Annotated in this window: 15 protein-coding genes; 10 read left to right on the top strand and 5 right to left on the bottom strand. The window is 45.4% G+C overall.

Annotated features, from left to right (window positions below; translation table 11 throughout):
• Positions 1-61 precede the first annotated feature (61 nt).
• Positions 62-1,753 carry a GH3 auxin-responsive promoter family protein gene (locus QH73_RS12865; RefSeq protein WP_039713462.1) on the top strand — a complete coding sequence of 564 codons (1,692 nt, stop codon included), beginning with the start codon at positions 62-64 and terminating at the stop codon, positions 1,751-1,753.
• A gap of 138 nt (positions 1,754-1,891) precedes the next feature.
• Complete coding sequence (locus QH73_RS12860; RefSeq protein WP_039713463.1) at positions 1,892-3,583, top strand: GH3 auxin-responsive promoter family protein; 1,692 nt, start codon at positions 1,892-1,894, stop codon at positions 3,581-3,583.
• Positions 3,584-3,696: 113 nt separating this feature from the next.
• Here QH73_RS12860 and QH73_RS12855 read toward each other — a convergent pair whose 3' ends face one another.
• Positions 3,697-4,920 (bottom strand): MFS transporter, encoded by a 1,224-nt coding sequence (locus QH73_RS12855; RefSeq protein WP_052289751.1) that lies wholly within the window; start codon positions 4,918-4,920, stop codon positions 3,697-3,699.
• On the opposite strand from QH73_RS12855, the gene QH73_RS12850 reads away from it, so the two are divergent.
• From QH73_RS12850 to QH73_RS12830, 5 genes are all read left to right on the top strand, one after another.
• Positions 4,919-5,125 (top strand): hypothetical protein, encoded by a 207-nt coding sequence (locus QH73_RS12850; protein ID WP_132867006.1) that lies wholly within the window; start codon positions 4,919-4,921, stop codon positions 5,123-5,125. The genes QH73_RS12855 and QH73_RS12850 overlap by 2 nt on opposite strands.
• 125 nt (positions 5,126-5,250) lie before the next feature.
• Complete coding sequence (locus QH73_RS12845) at positions 5,251-6,384, top strand: aromatic ring-hydroxylating dioxygenase subunit alpha (protein WP_039713464.1); 1,134 nt, start codon at positions 5,251-5,253, stop codon at positions 6,382-6,384.
• A 243-nt stretch (positions 6,385-6,627) separates the two neighbouring features.
• Entirely contained in the window at positions 6,628-7,908 is a 1,281-nt protein-coding gene (locus QH73_RS12840) for an aminotransferase class I/II-fold pyridoxal phosphate-dependent enzyme (protein ID WP_015157246.1), read from the top strand.
• 224 nt (positions 7,909-8,132) lie between these two features.
• A complete protein-coding gene (locus QH73_RS12835) occupies positions 8,133-9,269 on the top strand; it encodes a hypothetical protein (protein ID WP_039713465.1) in 1,137 nt (378 codons plus the stop codon).
• A gap of 14 nt (positions 9,270-9,283) precedes the next feature.
• A complete protein-coding gene (locus QH73_RS12830) occupies positions 9,284-10,387 on the top strand; it encodes an NAD-dependent epimerase/dehydratase family protein (RefSeq protein ID WP_236147001.1) in 1,104 nt (367 codons plus the stop codon).
• 112 nt (positions 10,388-10,499) lie between these two features.
• Here QH73_RS12830 and QH73_RS12825 read toward each other — a convergent pair whose 3' ends face one another.
• The 3 genes from QH73_RS12825 to ruvC form a co-directional block, all read right to left on the bottom strand.
• The gene (locus QH73_RS12825) at positions 10,500-11,144 is read right to left on the bottom strand and encodes an ABC transporter ATP-binding protein (RefSeq protein WP_236147022.1); all 645 of its coding nucleotides are present in this window, start codon (positions 11,142-11,144) and stop codon (positions 10,500-10,502) included.
• Between the two features lie 333 nt (positions 11,145-11,477).
• Positions 11,478-12,719 (bottom strand): FtsX-like permease family protein, encoded by a 1,242-nt coding sequence (locus QH73_RS12820; RefSeq protein WP_039713467.1) that lies wholly within the window; start codon positions 12,717-12,719, stop codon positions 11,478-11,480.
• A 265-nt stretch (positions 12,720-12,984) separates the two neighbouring features.
• The gene (gene ruvC / locus QH73_RS12815; protein ID WP_039714505.1) at positions 12,985-13,530 is read right to left on the bottom strand and encodes a crossover junction endodeoxyribonuclease RuvC; all 546 of its coding nucleotides are present in this window, start codon (positions 13,528-13,530) and stop codon (positions 12,985-12,987) included.
• A 205-nt stretch (positions 13,531-13,735) separates the two neighbouring features.
• Here ruvC and QH73_RS12810 point away from each other — a divergent pair, with 205 nt between their 5' ends.
• The 3 genes from QH73_RS12810 (at position 13,736) to QH73_RS12800 (ending at position 16,352) form a co-directional block, all read left to right on the top strand.
• Complete coding sequence (locus QH73_RS12810; protein ID WP_039713468.1) at positions 13,736-15,124, top strand: gluconeogenesis factor YvcK family protein; 1,389 nt, start codon at positions 13,736-13,738, stop codon at positions 15,122-15,124.
• Between the two features lie 135 nt (positions 15,125-15,259).
• The gene (gene tsaE / locus QH73_RS12805; protein WP_039713469.1) at positions 15,260-15,727 is read left to right on the top strand and encodes a tRNA (adenosine(37)-N6)-threonylcarbamoyltransferase complex ATPase subunit type 1 TsaE; all 468 of its coding nucleotides are present in this window, start codon (positions 15,260-15,262) and stop codon (positions 15,725-15,727) included.
• Entirely contained in the window at positions 15,711-16,352 is a 642-nt protein-coding gene (locus QH73_RS12800) for a LysE family transporter (RefSeq protein WP_039713470.1), read from the top strand. Before tsaE ends, QH73_RS12800 begins: the two co-directional genes overlap by 17 nt.
• Position 16,353: 1 nt before the next feature.
• Here the strand turns inward: QH73_RS12800 and QH73_RS12795 are convergent, their stop codons facing one another.
• Positions 16,354-18,675 (bottom strand): sensor domain-containing diguanylate cyclase, encoded by a 2,322-nt coding sequence (locus QH73_RS12795; RefSeq protein ID WP_052289752.1) that lies wholly within the window; start codon positions 18,673-18,675, stop codon positions 16,354-16,356.
• Between the last annotated feature and the right edge of the window lie 397 nt (positions 18,676-19,072).

Here is a 19,072-nt window from a genome sequence, read left to right as displayed (position 1 = left end):
GAAATAATTAAATATTGCAATTATTATTTATAATAACGCAGACAAAAGGTGCGAGGAGCCAATGACGAATTTATTGCTGCCACTGTTGCAAACTGTTGCCGAGCATACAAAGGATAACTTTGTTAAAAAAACGCGCCAAGTTGAGGCAGTACAAGAGCGATTTCTGCGAGATTTACTACGAGCTTATCAGGCGACAGAGCTAGGGCAAAAGTATGGATTTAGAGATATTAGAACTGCCGAGCAATTTCGCCAGCGTATTCCCGTATCATCCTACAGTAGCTATTTACCCTACTGCGATCGCATCGCCCAAGGGGAACAGAACATTCTCACCCCCGATCCCGTTGTTTTTTTTAACCTGTCGAGTGGTTCTACAGGAGCGCACAAGCTCATCCCAGTTACCAAACGCTTTCAAAACTCCTTGCGCCGTCCCAACTTAACTAGTATTGGCTTTCTCAGCTCGGCATTAAGACAACGGGGTTCTAAATTTGGTAAAGTTATCGCCACTAACTCAACTCAACTGATGGGACGTACCAGTGGTGGAATTCCATACGGTCCCGCTAGCGTTGGAGTCCTGCGGATGGGAAAGTTTCTCTGCGAGCAAATATTTGCTCATCCCTTTGAGACACTGCAAGCAGCCGATAGCCTGACGCGCCATTATCTGTGTCTGCTATTTGCGCTACAACAACCCGATACAAGGGGAATAGCCGCCAACTTTCCCATGCTGATCCTCCGCACCTGCGGCTATTTAGAACAATATGCAGAAGACTTTATTCGCGACATTGACAAAGGAATGCTTGCACCTTGGTTGCAACTAGAACCAGAATTGCGGTTAAAACTAGAACGGCAAATAGTCGCTAACCCCAACCGTGCCAAACAACTACAAGAAATCTTGCAAGCAGAAGGTAGACTCACCCCCGAAGCAGTATGGTCGAATCTTGCCTTTACAGTCGCAGCCAGAGGCGGAACTTCAGATTTTTACTTCGAGCGCTTTCCTGCTTACTTTAGCAAGACACCAGGTTTTGGCGCGGTTTGTTGTTCGTCAGAAGGCGCGTTTGGCATTTACCCAGAGCTGAATTCTGATGCCAGTATTTTAGCGATCGAAAGTGCATTTTTTGAGTTTATTCCTCAAGATCAGTGGGATGTAGAACAACCAAAAACACTACTGCCTAGCGAAGTCAAACCTGGAAACTACTATCGAATTTTAATGAGTAACTACAGTGGTTTCTATCGCTATGATATTGGCGATGTCATGGAAGTAGTAGGATTTTACGAACAAGCGCCACTGATTGTATTCCGCCATCGGCGCGGTGGCTTGCTGTCTTCAACCTCAGAAAAAACTACTGAATTTCATGTCACTCAAGTCATGCAGGTATTACAACAAGAATTTGACTTACCTCTAGAAGATTTTTGTATTACTTTATCTGATGATGTCATTCCCGCTTATTATTTGGTGAATATCGAGCTTGCGCCTGGGAAAATATTAGAAAATCCGCAGCAATTTCTCGATCGCTTTGACCGTCAGCTCAGTGCAATTCACACGTCCTACGCCGTCAAGCGGATTAACAACGATCAAATTCCCCCACCAAGATTGCGAATTCTTGCCCCTGGTAGCTTTGCGATCGTCCGGCAAAGACAATTAGAGAAAGGAGTACCAGATTCCCAGCTAAAATTTCCCCACATCAGCGAAGACCGCAATTTCCTAGCTGGCTTACAAGTGGAACGGGAAGTGCAGTTATTAGTGACTAGTGACTAGTGATTAGTGGCTAGAAAAGAGTCCACTCACCAACTACTAGCCACCAGCCACTAGCCACTCCCCACTCACCACCAAATTGTCATATTCTAAACACAATTAATCTGCTTGAATCAGTATTTGATGAGTTGAGAAAGCTGAATGGTCAATCTCGTTCTGTCCGCTTTAAATGCTGTTACAGGTTTGACAAAGGCAAACTTTATCAAAAAAACTCGCCGAACGGCAGAAGTACAAGAACGGTTTTTGTTGCGCTTATTACAAGCTCATCGCGATACAGAATTTGGTAAGAAATATCAGCTCGGTGAGATTAAAACAGTCAATCGCTTTCGCGAACGAGTGCCAATTTTACCGTATTGCAGTTACGAACCTTATCTAGAACGCATTGCTGGGGGCGAAGAAAATATTTTAACAGCCGATCCGGTGGTGTACTTGACGCTGACGAGTGGTTCGACGGGGAAAAAGAAAATGATTCCGACAACGAGGCGATCGCAGAATATCACTCGTCAAGCTACCCTAACCAGTATGGGTTTTCTAACCGCCGCCTTACGTTCTAGAGGGCAACAGTTTGGCAAAATTCTCCTGACAAATTCTACTCAACAATGGGGACGTACCAGTGCTGGTATTCCCTACGGACCTGCTAGTGCGGGTGTCCTCAGCATGGATAAATGGCTGTACGAGCAATTTTTTGCCCAGCCTTACGAGACGCTCCAAGTTGCAGATAGTTCTGCCCGTCATTACCTCGCCTTATTATTTGCCTTACAAGATCCTTTAATGCGAGGCATGTTGGCTAACTTTCCGATGCTCATCCTCCGTACCTGCAACTACTTAGAAAAATTTGCTGAAGACCTAATTCAAGATATCGAAACAGGAACCATTGCCAATTGGTTAGAAGTAGAACCGGAACTACGGCTGAATCTAGAGCAGCGCTTATCAGCCAATCCATTTCGAGCCAATAAATTACGGGAAATTATCCAGTCGGAAGGTAAGCTCACCCCTCATCTCGCCTGGTCAAATTTGTCTTTTGTCGCCTGCGCCCGTGGGGGTACGTCCGACTTTTACTTTCAGCGATTCCCTACCTATTTCGGCAACACACCAATTTTCGGTGCAGTATTTTCTTCTGCCGAAGGGATGTTTAGTATCTATCACGAACTCGACAACGACAGCAGCATTTTAGCCCTGGAAAGCGGTTTTTTTGAATTTATCCCTCAAGACCAGTGGCAAGCAGAACAACCGAAAACATTACTCGCTACCGAAGTTAAGCCAGGAGAACGGTATCGCATTCTGACTACAAGTTATAACGGATTTTATCGCTACGATATTGGCGATGCGATCGAAGTCGTCGGATTCTACGAACAAACACCGTTAATCGTATTTCGCCACCGCCTGGGAGGATTGATTTCTTCTACAACAGAAAAGACGACGGAAGCCCATGCGACTCACGTGATGCAAGCCGTACAGCAGGAATTTAGCTTATTACTAGAAGATTTTTGTATAACTTTATCGGAAAATGATTTTCCCGCCCGTTATTTAATCAATATTGAGTTAGCTCATGGTTATACGCTTGAAGATCCCCAAGCTTTTTTAAACGAATGCGATCGCAAATTACAAGCAGCAAATACCCACTACGAAATCAGTCGTAAAGACCCCATTCCACCCCCGCGACTGCGCATTTTAGCCCCTGGTAGCTTTGCGCTCCTCCGCCAACGTCAAATAGAACGGGGAGTTCCCGATTCTCAACTCAAGTTTCCCCACATCAGCGAAGACCGCAATTTCTTATCTGGCTTGCAGGTACAGCAAGAGGTGAGGTTACCAGAAGATAGGGACAGTGGCTAGTGGCTGGTGGCTAGTAGTAGATAGGGTGTAGGGTGTGGGGTGTGGGGTGTGGGGTGTAGGGTGTAAGAATTTTGAATTGTTTTGCTCCCTCAGCTCCCTCAGCTGTCTTTCCCCTACTGCCTGCTCCCTGCTCCCTGCTCCCTGCTCCCAAACAAGAGCAACAACATCCCAACGACAATCGAAGCACTTGCAGCCGTAAAAAAAGCAGCTTCTATACCGTGATTTTTGACGACAAAGCCCAACACAATTGGACAGAAAGACTGCCCGATGAAGCCCGCTCCAGCCCCCGCTGATAGCACGCTCGATCGCAACTGGGAAGGCGCAAGACCCGCCAGAGCATCGTAAAGGTTGGGTAGGATCAGACCAAATCCAGCACCAAAACCGACCGCAGCTAACATAATTAAACTAATCTCTCGTAAAAATGGGATCGTGCTGAGTGTCAGCGCCATTAAGATGAAGCCGACAGCCGTGGCTTTATACAAACCCAACGACTGAGATAGCTTTCTGGCTCCAAAAGCAGAGATAATCGCTGCACCCAAGGCACGAGAAGCTAAGACGAGGCTATTAGTCAACGTGTTGGCATTAATCGTATCTTTGAAATACTGCGGGGTATAGAAGACAACTGAGTACATCACGATTGATGTCAAGCTCAGAGTTAGCAATAACCAAATTGTTTGGTAGCGTCCTAAAACTTGCCACAGTTTATGCTTAGGTCGCTCTTGCTCTGTTTTGACTGAAGTGCGTTCGGGTGGCTGTGGCAAAATCTTGGCTGTCAATACTGCTAATGGTAGCCCGATCGCGTACAGACAGAAAATGTATCGCCAGTGGAAGAAATAGCCGACTCCACCCCCCAACAATGGAAAGACGATCCCCGCTAGCGTCAGCGTCCCCGTGGCGTAACCTAATGCTTTGGCTCGTTCCTCACCCTCATACATACTCGTGAGCAGACCTAAGCTAGCGGATGTAATGCCTGCTGTAGCGATTCCCAAACATCCTCGTAACGCGATTAAGGGGAGAAAATCGTCTACTGTGACTCCAGCCGCACCAAAGACGGCATAACAAAGCAAGGAAACAACGAGTACCTTTACTCGCCCCACGCGATCGGAGAGAATTCCCAGGGGAAGACTAAAAAGACCCAGCGCCCAAACATGAGCGGCTGCTAAATAACCGCCAATCTCTGGAGCAAGCTGAAGCTGGTGTTTGATCTCCCCCAAGGCAGGGTTAAAAACTGCTCCAGTCATCGTAGTTAGGGAGCCAGCCGCCATCAGCACCATTAACTGAGGGTTACGGGCGATCGCGGCAAAAGCTACTGTTGGCGATAGTGATAATTTGCGCATGTTGAGGAAGTCGGGAGTCGGGAATCGGGAGTCGGGAGTCGGGGAAAGAGAGCTGAGGGAGAGTCGCGGAGAGTCGCGGAGAGTCGCGGAGAGTCGCGGAGAGTCGCGGAGAAAGAAATTTACAATCTTGACACCCCACACCCTACACCCTACACCCTACACCCCACACCCCACACCCCATTCTGCACTGACAACTGATCGCTGATAACTGACAACTGTAGTATGAGTGGACAGTTGGCGTGCTGTCAGGAATTATGCTGACAATTTTGCCGAATTAAGGGACACTAGAAAGCTAAATATCGTCAGAATCAGGCAAGAGAGGAACGATTCATGGAACTGGCTACGACCTTAACAAGTCAGACAGTTCAGAATGCTATCCGCGAGATCGGGATTAATCCAGATTACTGGTATCCGGTTGGGTGGGCAAATAAACTGCAACCTGGTCATATTATGCCCGTAACGATCTGGAAACAAGCAATCGCTGTTTTCCGCGACACGGGCGGAAAACTTCATGCTTTAGAGGATGCTTGCGCGCATAAGGGTGTAGCTCTCCATAAAGGGCAAATTCAGGGGAAACATTTATTATGTCCCTATCATGGTTGGGAATTTAATGGTGCAGGTCAATGCGTCAAAATCCCATATCTCCCTGAGACACACAAGCTACCATGCGCTCAAGTTCGCAGTTATCCAGTCTGCGAAAAATACAATCTGATCTGGGTTTTTCCTGGCGATGCGAGTTTGGCAACTAGCATTCCCTTACCAGAAGTACCGGAATTCGACGATCCAGATTGTCTGATGGTTCCAATTCCGGCTCATTTCCAGGCGCATTTCACCATCTGCAACGAAAACACGATGGATGTGTTTCACGGGTTTTTACACAAAAACCTCCAAGGTTGGTTTGACCCCGTGCTGACTAGCTTGAAAACGACAGAATCATCGGTTCATGCCGATTATCGAGTGTCTTACAAGGGAGTCATGACGAAAATTCTGGGTTTGAGCGATCGCGGTGATGAGGTGACAACCCGTACTGTCTCGCTCCATTACCAATATCCCCACTACCACAGTTCTCTAGAGGGGGTTTCCTCTTTGTACCTGATGCGATCGCCTATGGGAGCAGCGGAAACCAAATCGTTTACCTTGATGTTTCTGCGGCTGAATTTACCTAAATGGTTGGTGCAGCCGTTCAAACCTCTGATTTCTGCTTATGTCTGGCGCTTTCTATTTTCCAAGTTTCTCGATCAAGATATCGAAATGATGGAGAGCGAGCAACGCACTTATTCAAACAACCCCCAACGGCGCTATGTAGAAATTAATCCGGCAATCATTGCCCTGCAAAAAGTCATGATGCGGCAATACGAGCAATATCGCCGCAAAACCCTGTCTTCCCAACTTTCAGGGAACCAGCAGGAGGAATCGCTGTCTTTATCTGAAGCAATTTCCTCCGGTCGAGTAGAGTCAAGCTAATTCATCACCAATCGCATGAAGCAATTATCTCGGATCGACAATTCATGCCAGCGATCGCTAGCTCGATCGCGATGAGATGGTATATTTCTGTCACAATGTCTTATTCATAGACTCAATTAAGCTGCCCTCCGGCAGGAAATAAGAGCCTGGATAGTCTAAAAATACCTAACCAGGGAAAATATTAATAATGTTTAGCCAGACGCACAAAGCTATCTGGGAATTTCAGGTGAGGGGAGTAAATTCGTGCAAGTAGTCAAAGAGTACGTTCAGCGCTTATATGACAGCGGGCTAGCCCCCGACGAGTTCATTTGTCATCGCCGTCAGGGTAATTTAGTTGAAATCGAAGAAGGAGCAACGGGCAAGCGGCAAAATGTCTTGACATTCTGCACCAATGATGTATTAGGACTAGTACAGAATGAAGCCGTGCAGCAAGCGGCAATTGATGCGATTTTGCAGTACGGTACTTCTAATAGTGGAACTTCAGTTTTAAACGGTCGCATTGACTTACACCGTCAACTAGAAGCAGAGATTTCTGCTTTTAAGCATCTGCCCCACACCCAGCTATTTTTGAATGCTTGGATGGCAATGCAAGCCTTGATGGATGCTTTCTGTCATCTCGCCATTCCCGTACCAGGATTTCAAAATACGAGAGAGACTCTGATCCTAACTGACGTACTCAACCACGGCTGTATTGTCTCGGCTGTTGTCAATGCCGGAACTCGCTCTGGCAAAGTCTTCAGCCACAGCCCCCGCGTCCGCGTCAAAGCCTATCGTCACTGCGATACTGAAGACTTGGAGCGAAAACTATATCGCTATGCCCGTCCCGACGACAGAATTATGGTGGTTTCCGATGCTGTCTTCTCGATGGATGGTGACATCGCCCCTCTACCAGATATGCTTGACGTGTTGCAAAACTATGAAGGTAGCGTGCTGGTCATGGATGAGGCACACGCTAGCGGTGCGATTGGAGCCACGGGAAGGGGGATTTACGAATATTTTGGAATAACTCCTCAAAATGCGATCGCGCGGGGGATCGTGCCGTTGATTATGACCACATTTTCTAAGTTTGCGGCTTCGGCTGGGGCAGCAATTAGCAGTCCTGTGGCTGAATTGATCCCGTTGATGAATTTCTCTCCCACCTCCATCGGAACGGTTTCTTTACCTGCACCTACTGCTGCTGCTGCTTTGGAGAGCATTCGCCAAGTGCGCCAACATCCCGAACTGGTACAACAACTGCAAGCAAAAACCAAATATTTGCGATCGCGTTTGGCTAAGCATGATTTTGAAGCTTTGGGCGAAACCAACGTCGTCCCCGTCGTGTTACCGACTGAATGCAATCCGAAATACTTTGCCCGTCAATTAATGCAAGAACACGGCATCTGGGCATCGGCAATTTGGTATATTGCTAAGCCACGTTTGCGGATCACCGTGAATGCCTTGCACACCGAAGAGGATATGGATCGGTTAGTAGAAGGAATGGTAGCAATTCGGGATACGATCTACAAACCCATGATCAGCGCCTAGCGAAACGAGCTAAATTCCAAATTCAATTATTAAAAACTTAGATAATTTTTTAAGACCAGGATGCATTGCTGTATTTTGGTCTTAATCGTTTTTTTAAACATAATTTTCGCTTGCGTCCATAACATTTATAGGGGCGCACGGCTGTGCGCCCCTACGGAGCGTGTATTTCATCCAATTACAAACAAGAGCGATCGCACAATTTTTTTGACACTGCTGTGTAAATCATGCAAACGATTACAAAGTTTCAAATTAAGCCTGTCACAACTCCAGCAGAACAAGAACTTTTTCTCGATGTTCCTGCTAGGGTTTATGCGAACGATCCCTACTGGGTTCCCCCCATCCGCAGCAGTGAAGCCAAGCAATTCTTGCCTAGCAATACTTTCTTCGAGTACGGTAAGGCACAACAATTTATCGCTCTATCCGAATCAGGAGAACCAATCGGCAGAATTGTTGCTGCTGTGAATCGACGGTTAATAGAGAAAGAAGGTCAGAAAGTCGGAGTCTTCGGCTTTTTTGAATGTATCTCCGATTTTGATGTGGCTCAAGCCCTCCTCCAGACTGCTTGTGATTGGCTGCGAGAACAAGGCATGACTGTAGTTAGGGGACCAATCGATTTTTCAACTCACAACGGCTGTTTATTTTTAGTCGATGGCTTTGACTCCCCGCCAATGATTTTGATGCCTTACAATCCACCTTATTACCCGGAGTTCATCGAACGGGATGGTTGGTACAAAGGTAAAGATGCTTACACATATAACTTTCCCCTAGATAAACCTTTACCAACGGAATTTGAAAAGGCTTATCGTATCGCTTGTAAAGCTGGCATAACTTTTCGTCCCATTAGAACCAAGGGCGAGGCATTTGAGGCAGATGCCCTGAAAGTTTACGATCTCCTCGTGCGCATGTTTACCGACAACTACAGTTATTCACCGCAAACCCCAGCAGAGTTTTTAGATAAAGCGCGATCGTTTCAATCTCTGATCGACCCTGATGTTTTTCCCATCGCTGAATATAACGGTGAAATGGTAGGGATGTGGATGGGACTACCCGACTATAATATCGCCCTCAAGCATCTAGGTGGCAAACTCGATTGGCTCGGCACGTTAAAATTCTTGTGGTATCGCCGCCAAATTGACCAAGGGCGAGTCATTTACATTTGCTCCCTTCCTGAATATCGCCGCAAAATGGTTTCTTTAGCTCTGATTTATTTGGGAATGCAAGGCGGAATCAAAAAAGGCAAGCCTTACAAACGGGCAGAATTAGGACACATTTACGAAGATAACTCCCCTTCTCGCAAGCTAGTAGAGGCTGCTGGCGGTAAAATTCACAAAACCTACCGGATTTACGAGAAAGCTTTGTAAGCGGTTCAAATGTCTTGGCTGAAGAAGGACAAGGGAGACAAGGGAGCAGGGGAGCAGGGGAGCAGGGGAGCAGAGGGGCAACAACTGTCAACCGTCAACCGTCAACCGTCAACCGTCAACCGTCAACCACCAACTACCAACTACCAACTACCTTCATGAAAGCACTAGTTACTGGAGCTAACGGTTTTACAGGTTCTCATTTAGTCCGTGCTTTAACCCAACGAGGAGATACTGTTGTTGGTTTGGTACGCAAGTCTAGCGACCTTTCCCGTCTAGCTGACTGCCCCACAGAGTTAGTTTACGGCGATATTAGCGATCGCTCTGTCCTCCGCACTGCTATGGCTGGTGTAGACGTGGTATTTCACACGGCGGCTTATGTGGAATTAGGCATAGTCGATGCAGCCAAGATGGAACGGGTCAATGTCGAAGGAACCCACGCCGTTTTAGATGTCGCCCAAGAATTAAAAGTAGAAAAAGTTGTTTATTGTAGCACTGTCGGAATTTACGGTGATACTCAAGGAAAAGTTATTGACGAAACTTTTAATCGCACTCAAACTGATTTTTCTTCTGCTTATGACGTGACTAAATACAAAGCACAAAAGTTAGCCGACCAATTCGCTGCCCAAGGTTTACCTATAGTTAGCGTCATGCCTTCGGGAATTTTTGGTTCTGACGATCCCCATTTTGGACCCGTACTGAAACAATTTCTCAAAGGCGGACTAAAAGTATGGGCTGGAGGCGATCGCATTACGGGGATCGTCCACGTTGATGACTTGGTACAAGCGATGCTTTTAGCTGCTGAAAAAGGCAAAACTGGCGAACATTTCATTATCTCTGCCGGAGATTTGCCCACGAAGGAAATGTTTCAAATTATCTCCCAAGAGTCAGGAATTCCCGTTCCCAAGGAAGCACCCAAATCTCTGGTAAAGCTTGTCAGTAATATTCTCGATCCAATCGGCAGATTGTTGAAATGGCAACCACCCCTCAGCCGCGAACGAGTTCATTACGTCTACGATCGCTGCGTGCGGGTTGACGCTACCAAGGCGAGAAAAGAGTTAGGCTGGCAACCGCGATCGGTGGAAGAGGTATTGCGTCAAATTGTGAAAGAATTAACCTAAAGACGCAAAATTTCGTATCTTTACATTACGACGTGTAGGGGCGCACAGCTGTGCGCCCCTACCCAGATCGAAATTTCTCGTAGGGTGCGTTATCTAACGCACCCTACGATTTCTAATGTTGCTTTAACATCCCATCTTCTAAATAACTGACGCGATCGGCAACGTCAATAATCCTGGGGTCGTGTGTCACCATTAAAACAGTGCAACCTTGCTCTTTCGCCAAATTGCGAAGTAACTGAATCACGTTGTGACCGCTTTGAGAGTCTAAAGCTGCCGTTGGTTCGTCTGCCATAATCAATTTGGGATTACCAGCCAAAGCACGGGCGATCGCCACTCGCTGTTTTTGTCCGCCGGATAGATCGCTGGGTTTTTGGTTCACCTGCGCCCCCAATCCTACTTGTTCTAGCAAAGTTCGCGCTTGTTTTTGGGCGATCGCACCATTAAGCCCCTTATAGTTCAGCACTAACTCGACATTTTCTGCTGCCGTTAGCGCCGGAAATAAGTTAAAACCTTGGAAGATAAAACCAATATTATGTAATCTAAATTTTGCCAGCTTTTCACGGGACATTCTAGTAATTTCTTTGCCAAGCAAGTAAACACATCCTTCTGTTGGCGTAAGCAATCCTGCCAAAATTGAGAGTAAGGTTGTCTTACCCGAACCGGATGGTCCCATCAGTAATTGAATATCACCAGCTCGAATTTCAAGGTCGATTCCCTTCAGCACGGGATACTGCTGTTGTCCTGACTGAAATGCCATCTCTATCCCTTTGGCGACAATGGCTGACGATTCTGGGATATTTGCACCACAGTTCGATTCCGCCGATCTTTTGCGGTGCTTGACTGAAGGCTTAATTGCAGTGGCGAAATTGATTAAAGAGGCTGTCATTATTGCAAATATTGAATCGATATGGTTTTAACTTCACGAAAATTTGGAGTAGCCAGGAAAAAAATATTAATCTTTGTAATGCATGAATGTATTCTACTTACCTTATTTATTTCTCCCTATATAGCTTTCGGAATAAATGAAGCATTTATGAAGTTGTATATAGATATTGTAAATAGTTTTTTTCTCTCCCTGGGAAGAAGGAAATTATGCCTTGAAGACGATTGCCGGATCGACCCGCGTTACCTTTTGAATGGCAAAGATTGCCGAACCGACACAAATTGCTACCGTAATGCCAAACACGGCGATTGCCGTAGCAGGGGTAATCAAGATCGTTATACCTTGCGTTGCAAAAGTCCATGCACCAACTCCAAAGCAAAGAACTATACCAGGGATATACCCTAAAACTGCCATCCAAAGTGATTGTTCGATAATTACGCCATAGATAGTCCAATCGGATGCCCCCATTGCTTTAAGCGTGCCAAACTCCCGCAAATGGTCAGATACGGAAGAATAGAGAATTTGACCTACAATAATGCCCCCTACGATAATGCCTACGGTTGCACCCAACCCCAAAATAAAACCAACCCCCGTTCGTCGCTGCCAAAACTGCTGTGTTTTCTTAATCAACTCAGCTTGAGTATATGCAGTGGTATTGGGTATAGCTGCTTCTAATCTCTGCTTGAGCTGTTGCAGGTCTTGCCCAGATTGAGCGCGAATTAAAATAAAAGAAATCGTGTCTGAAGCTGCTAGCTGGCGCGGTTTCGCTTGAGGACTCTGCTTCTGATTTGTCGGTATACTCGTACACTGAATGTCTTCCGAACCAGTCTGCAACTTACAGGACAACCTAGCGTTCTGACCGCCAGTTGCATAAGCATTGGCATTCTCTAAAGACGTGAAAACAAATGGATTGGAAGTAATTGAGCGGTTGCCTTGAGTTAAGCCTACCAAACGTACTGGTAGAGAACCGAGTTCTGCCAGATCGCCAACTTTGCTCACGTTTAGCGATCGCAACGTGCTAGTGTCGGCGATCGCGGTGTAAGGTTGTTGCAAAGCTTGCCTACTACCCTGAATCAAATTGTCGGGGTTAAATAGTTGTCCTTGCGGATCGAAACCAATCACCCGTACCAAATTGATATCGCTGCTGGAATGTCGCCAAACAGCACTCTTAAAAATCAGTGCTTCAGCGCGTGCTACTCCTGCTACTCCCTGAGCTTGGTCTAATGTTGTTGCTGGTAGCGGCAAGCTGAGTTCTGGCTGAACTAATGTATCAGAAGTTACCCAAATATCAGCATTGGCATTATATATTAACTGTGCCGCCGATCGCGTAAATCCATTGAATATCCCTGTTTGAATTGTTACCAGGCTCACGGCGAACATAATTCCTGCTTGCGCTACCAAAAAGCGAGGAATATCTTCCAGCAGGTTTTTACGAGCGAGTGAAACCATAAGACAAGAGCGTGTATAGGAATATCTTACCGAGCAGCAACTTTTGTTTTTCTGACAGTAGACAGTTTGTTATTTGTCATTTGTCATGCGTCATTTGTCATTTGTAAGGAGTCAGAAGTCGTAGGGGCGGGTTTACTAAAAAACTCCGTACTAAGCAGAGATTCTAGGTGAACCCGCCCGTACAGGAGTCAGGAAATTTTGAATTGCTCAGGCGCGACTTCTCCCCCTTGTCTTTCCCTCACTCCTCGCTCCTCGCTCCCCATCCCTACACTTGAAACCATGCAGTTAAGGCTACTGCTAAAGCATCGGCAGCGTCGTCTGGCTGAGGGATGTAGTCTAGATTTAATTCGCGGGCTACTGCGAGTTGGACATCGCGTTTATCGGCATTGCCCCACCCCGTCAGCGCTTGCTTAATTTGGGCGGGAGTAAACTCGATGTAGGGGATGTTGTGCTGGGCTAGGACAAGCATTAAAACTCCCCGTGCTTGAGCTACGGAAATAGTACTAGCCATACGGTAAAAGAACAGCTTTTCAATTGCCACTAAGTCCGGTTGCCATTCTTGAAGTATGGTATGTAAATCTTCATAAATCGTACAAAGTCGGCTGCCGATCTCGTTTTTAGCAGCAGTTTGAATTATGCCAAAGTCGAGCAACTTGACCGAAGTGGCGATCGCTGGGGTCGGAATTGGGGCAGACTTTAATGAAGTTGCTGTTGCGATCGGATCTCCTACTGGCGTACAAATAGCACCGAAGCCTAAAATTGCTAGCCCGGGATCTAATCCCAGAATCCGTTTTTCTAGGCGTTTTTCCAGATGATGTTCGATTGGTTGTTTCGATCCCACTGAACCCTTTTACCTCATTCCCATGTCTAGATTGCTATCATTGTTTCGCAACTTCTCTCCAGCAAGTTTTCTAAAGTGAGTTAGTCTCTAGTTGGTCGATCGTCTGATATACATTGTCATATCTCTACCTGCATCATATTCACCTGCGTTATGTCCACCTGCCACGTATCCAGTTATGCCTTTTAATACTCCTAAACGAATTCTCAAGTATTTTCGGCAGGACTCCCGCGCTGTCACTCCCTATCGTGTCAACCAATGGTTTAAGTGGTTATCTCCTGGTTTATCAATCAAGCGCTGGTTATTAATTAGTGCTAGTGGAGTCTGTTTTGTTGGTTTAGGTTTGGCAATCTGGATTAAACTAACACCAATTTTTTATGCAATTCAATTAGTTGAAGGGTTCCTAAATAAGGTTACAACTATTTTACCTAGCTATATTAGCGGTCCTTTAGTTTTGTTATTGGGCTTTTTGTTAATTCTCTGGGGGCAATCTCGAACCGTAGGTTCAATTACTGAGGTATTCCGCACAGATGGCGATGAAGAACTAATCGATTTACTATTGAACTATCGCCGCTTAAACCGAGGACCAAAAATTGTGGTTGTGGGTGGTGGTACGGGACTATCAACGCTATTAAGGGGATTGAAAACATACAGTGCTAACATTACTGCTGTTGTCACTGTAGCGGATGATGGCGGTTCCTCTGGAAGGTTGCGTCGCGAAATCGGCGTTTTACCCCCAGGAGATATTCGTAGTTGCCTAGCCGCGCTAGCATCAGAAGAAAAATTATTGACAGAACTATTTCAGTATCGCTTCAAAGCTGGAGATGGATTAGTCGGACACAGTTTTGGCAATTTATTTTTGACCGCTATGAGCGATATTACTGGAGATTTGGAACAGGCGATCGCGGCAAGTTCCAACGTTCTTGCTGTCAGAGGTCAAGTGTTGCCAGCAACTCTCAGCGATATGCGTTTGTGGGCAGAATTAGCGGACGGTCGCCGGATAGAAGGGGAGTCTAATATCACTCATGCTAAGGGTAGTATTATCAGACTCGGTTGCACTCCTACCAATCCCCCAGCACTACCCAAAGCCTTGCAAGCGATCGAGGAAGCAGACTTTATTGTGATTGGTCCTGGCAGTCTTTACACGAGTATCATTCCCAATTTGTTAGTACCAGAAATCGCCGCTGCGATCGCCAAACGGTGTCAAAAGGGCAGTCCTCCGATTCCCTGTATCTACGTCTGCAATATCATGACTCAACCTGGTGAAACTCAAGGCTATTCTGTTGCAGATCACATTCGCGCGATCGATCGCGCTTGCGGGCGACATTTATTTAGTGCTGTACTGGTACAAAAGCAATCTCCTTCAGAAACTAGCTTAATCCGCTATGCTCAAGAAAATTCTCATCCTGTTTTTCTCGATCGCGAAGAAGTAGCACAATTAAAGCGACGCATTATCCTTGCTAACGTCATGGATGAAGACGAACAAGGTTTGGTACGCCACGATCCGCAGCGCTTGGCAGGAGTCCTATTTCGCTGGTACAGTCGGGCGAGTAAGATGAGAGGATGAGGTTAAAAGTCAAAAGTCAAAAGTCAAAAGTCAGGAGTCAGGAGAAAGAAGTTATGACTAACCAGTAGTAACTGATAACTGATAACTGATAACTGATAACTGATAACTGATAACTGATAACCACTCACTCTAATAATGAGAGAGCCAATTGTACTTCCGTTAACAAATGCAGCAGCAACGCGATCGCTTGGTGTGAATTTAGGGCGCTGTTTGCCTGCTGGTAGTACGATTTTGTTAGAAGGCGATCTCGGTAGTGGGAAAACAACTTTGGTGCAGGGGATTGGTGCGGGTTTGGGTATTACCGAGCCGATCCAGAGTCCTACTTTTACGTTAATTAGTGAGTATTTAGAAGGGCGTATCCCTCTATATCATTTCGATTTGTATCGTTTAGAACCAACAGAAATTACCGGATTACAACCAGAAATTTATTGGGAAGGAATAGAGTTTGCCCCTGGAATTGTTGCAATTGAATGGGCAGAAAAGTTAGATTACAAGCCTTTAGATTATCTCTTGATTCGACTGATGCATCAAGGCGATCGCGATCGCATAGCTGAACTTACATGCATTGGAAATTTTCAATTAGATTATGCCTTTATTACCTGAACTAATTGCCGTAGCTATCTTACAATTTCTAGTGATTATTGTACCTGGAGCAGATTTTGTGGTGATTTGTCGTAACAGTTTAGTTTATTCGCGGCGAACGGGAATTTATTCTGCTCTGGGTTTAACTTTGGGAATTTTGGTTCATGCTAGTTATTCTTTAATTGGGATTGGTTTTATTATCTCGCGATCGATTGTTTTATTTGCTTTAATTAAGTATTTAGGTGCGGCTTATTTAATTTACCTTGGTTATAAGTCACTCATAGCGAAACCAAGACGGCAACTAGAAGAGCAAGCTAGACGCTCGCAGGCTAGTCAAGATCTTAGTAAACTAGCAGCCGTCAGAATGGGTTTTATTAACAATATTCTCAATCCCAAAGTGACTTTATTCTTTTTAAGCTTATTTACTCAAGTCATTAATCCGCTTACACCCATACCGATTCAAATTTGGTACGGTTTGCAGATGGGAATGATGACTTTTGCTTGGTATACATTAGTGGCAGTCGTTATGTCTCACCCCATACTTAAAGGAAAATTGTTTTCCGTGACTCATTATTTAGAAAAGGCAATGGGAGCAGTTTTAATTCTTCTGGGAATAAGAGTTGCTTTATCGGGAGTAGAAAAATAAATTATCGCCGCGACGACTGCTCGACCGGATTGCGATCGCAAATTTCATAACGTCCTTTACCAGTAGTTTTTGCCCGATACATAGTGAGGTCAGCCTTGTGTAACAAATCTTCTGGTCGTTCGTAACCTGTAAGATTAAAGGCAATACCAATACTAGCGCTAGTGTCGATCGTATGTCCGCCGAAGTGAAAAGGTAAATTTAATTCTCGTTGAATGCGCTCGGCAACATGTACGGCATCATTCGTATTTTTAATATTTTCTAGTAAGATAGTAAATTCGTCTCCTCCTAACCTGGCTACTAAGTCGTCTGGGCGCAGACAAGCTTGTAGACGATGTGAAATTGCGATTAATAAGCGATCGCCAATTGCATGTCCGAGAGTATCGTTAACTGATTTAAACCGATCCAAATCAACAAATAAAACAGCTAATAAAGAGTGTTCTTGTTGAGTGCGATCGAGCGCGCTATCTAAACGTTGCATGAATAAAGTACGGTTAGCCAACCCAGTTAAAGGATCGTGCGAAGCTTGATGAATCAACTTTTTCTCGGTGATGTGACATGCGAGAATTTCGGCGCGAAGTTGCTGATTGACTTCTGCTAATTCTCCAGTCCGTTCGCGAATTTTATTTTCTACTTCGTCGTAGGCTGACTGTAAGGCAACTTGCGATCGCTGTCGTTCCCAAGCTGATAATGCTAAAGCAACTAAATTCGCGATCGAAGCTGTAAAGTTTTGTTCTTCAATTAACCAATGGCGTGATGTTTTCTTGTGTCCGTGGCAGACAATACCCACAATCCTACCATTGAGGTAAATTGGTGCGTTGACCATTGCGCCAATTCCAAGTTTTGCCAAAAATCGCTCTGCCATTTTTTTGGTTTTGGGTTCAGTGCGTACATCTGCTGTTGCTAATGCCCGTTCTTGACGCAAGGCTTTAAAGTATGCAGGATAATCTGACGCTTGCCACTCCATCCCTGTTGTATACCCAGCAGTACTGCACTGATATAGAGCCGCACACTGCAATTTTCTGCCCCCAGGACTGTACACCCACACGCTGGCATATTCCACCTCTAGAGTATCGGCTGCTGCTGCCGTAATTTCACGTAAACGAGCGTTGAGGTCGCTATTTTCTGCCGTTTGTCGCTTGGCTAACTCGGTTAAAATTTTGCTGTATTTGTAATAGCGTTCTTCCCTCGCTCGCTGCTGGCATTGAGAATCTGCTAAGGCTTGCAGCATATGGTTGATTGCATCTGCTAGGCTCGATAACTCATCTTTATTTGCCGATCCGTTTTGGGAAACGGTATCTCCCGTGCTGAGGCTGCGAACATCGCTGCTGAGGCTAGAAAGCCTTGAAAAAACTAATCGATCGAGTAGCAGCAGTACGCTCGCGCTTACAACTAAACTAACGACCAGTAGGCATAAAAATAAGTAGCGAATGCTAGCTTGTCCTTGATGGTAGATATTTCTGGGCATTTTAACGCTCACAATGAGAGCAGGTTGCCCGTAAATATCTTCAATCAGAGTGTATCCGGCAATAGTTTGTTCGTTGAGAGGACGCACCAAAACTTGCTGCTGCAATAAAGCAGTTCTTGCTGCTTGGAGATCGGCAGGTAGGCGATCGTCATTAACTGCGTGTAGAGCAAAATCGAGATGAGTGCGTTCGGCTATGCGGGCGATCGCATCGCGGTTGAGATAGCGACCGAGAATTAAGGCTGCTTGACTCGATTTGCGCCGATCTGTTTTACGAATCGGTCTGACAGCAATTAATATTGGGGTACGTTGGAGCAGAATTAATCCGGCGATCGCACGATCTCCCCGCCGCAACAGTCCCTTGCTAGCCAAATGTTGCTGAAGATCGCCATCAACGGGTAAGCATTTTTGACAAGTTGGATCGGAAAATTTTCCGTAAACAACTTCCCCCGATGAATTGACAAAAGCTGCTAAGTTTAGCTGGATGTTAGCGAGACTCCGATCGTCTATAGTATTGTCAATATAGCTTTGATTCGAGTTGTCAAAGAACACGTAAGTTTCGTCCCATTCAGCCCAATCTGTAGCCATCAGATTGACTTGAAAAATTTCTTCATCCAAAGCTTTTTGGACTCGCTCAACCCGAGCGCGAGTCTCCTGTTGCTCTAACTGGATAAAGCTACCAAGTAAAACGGTAGACGAGGTGGTGTAAAGAACTGTAACCAGGCTAACTAGAGTAGTTCCGACAATTGGCAGTATTTTTTGGCGTAGTCTCATGGGTTTGACTTTGCTAACCCTTAAACGCTTTAATAAGGAAGTTTCCAAACCCCATAATTGCAGCACGGCTAAAAGTAAATTCAACACAGCTCTCGCCTTCAATAATTTAAACTTAAAAAAGTAAATCAAAAAAGCGATCGTCTGCTACTAATGAGGATTGTTAACCCGTCGAGGTGAATAACATTCTTAGGAAATCATAAAGCTCTATAGAGCTACCACCGTAAATTTACTGATGTCGGAAACTCTTAACATTCCCTATTTTTAAGTCCTCAGTAGGTTCGCGGTATTATATTATTTGATATGAGTTTTAGAATTTATTAATATTTAGCTATTTAAAGAAATATAGCGATTCTATTTGAGTCATGAACCGATCGTTGTGGTGGTTGACGGTTAACAGTTAACCGTTAACCGTCAACCGTCAACCAGCAATATCCCAGATTCACAAATCATTTAGGCTCGCTATATATCCGTAAATTTGCTGAAG

This window comes from Scytonema millei VB511283, from assembly GCF_000817735.3.
Classification (GTDB): Bacteria; Cyanobacteriota; Cyanobacteriia; order Cyanobacteriales; family Chroococcidiopsidaceae; genus Chroococcidiopsis; species Chroococcidiopsis millei_B.
Note: the sequence above shows the minus strand (reverse complement) of the source record. Positions and strands in the feature narration are given on the sequence as shown.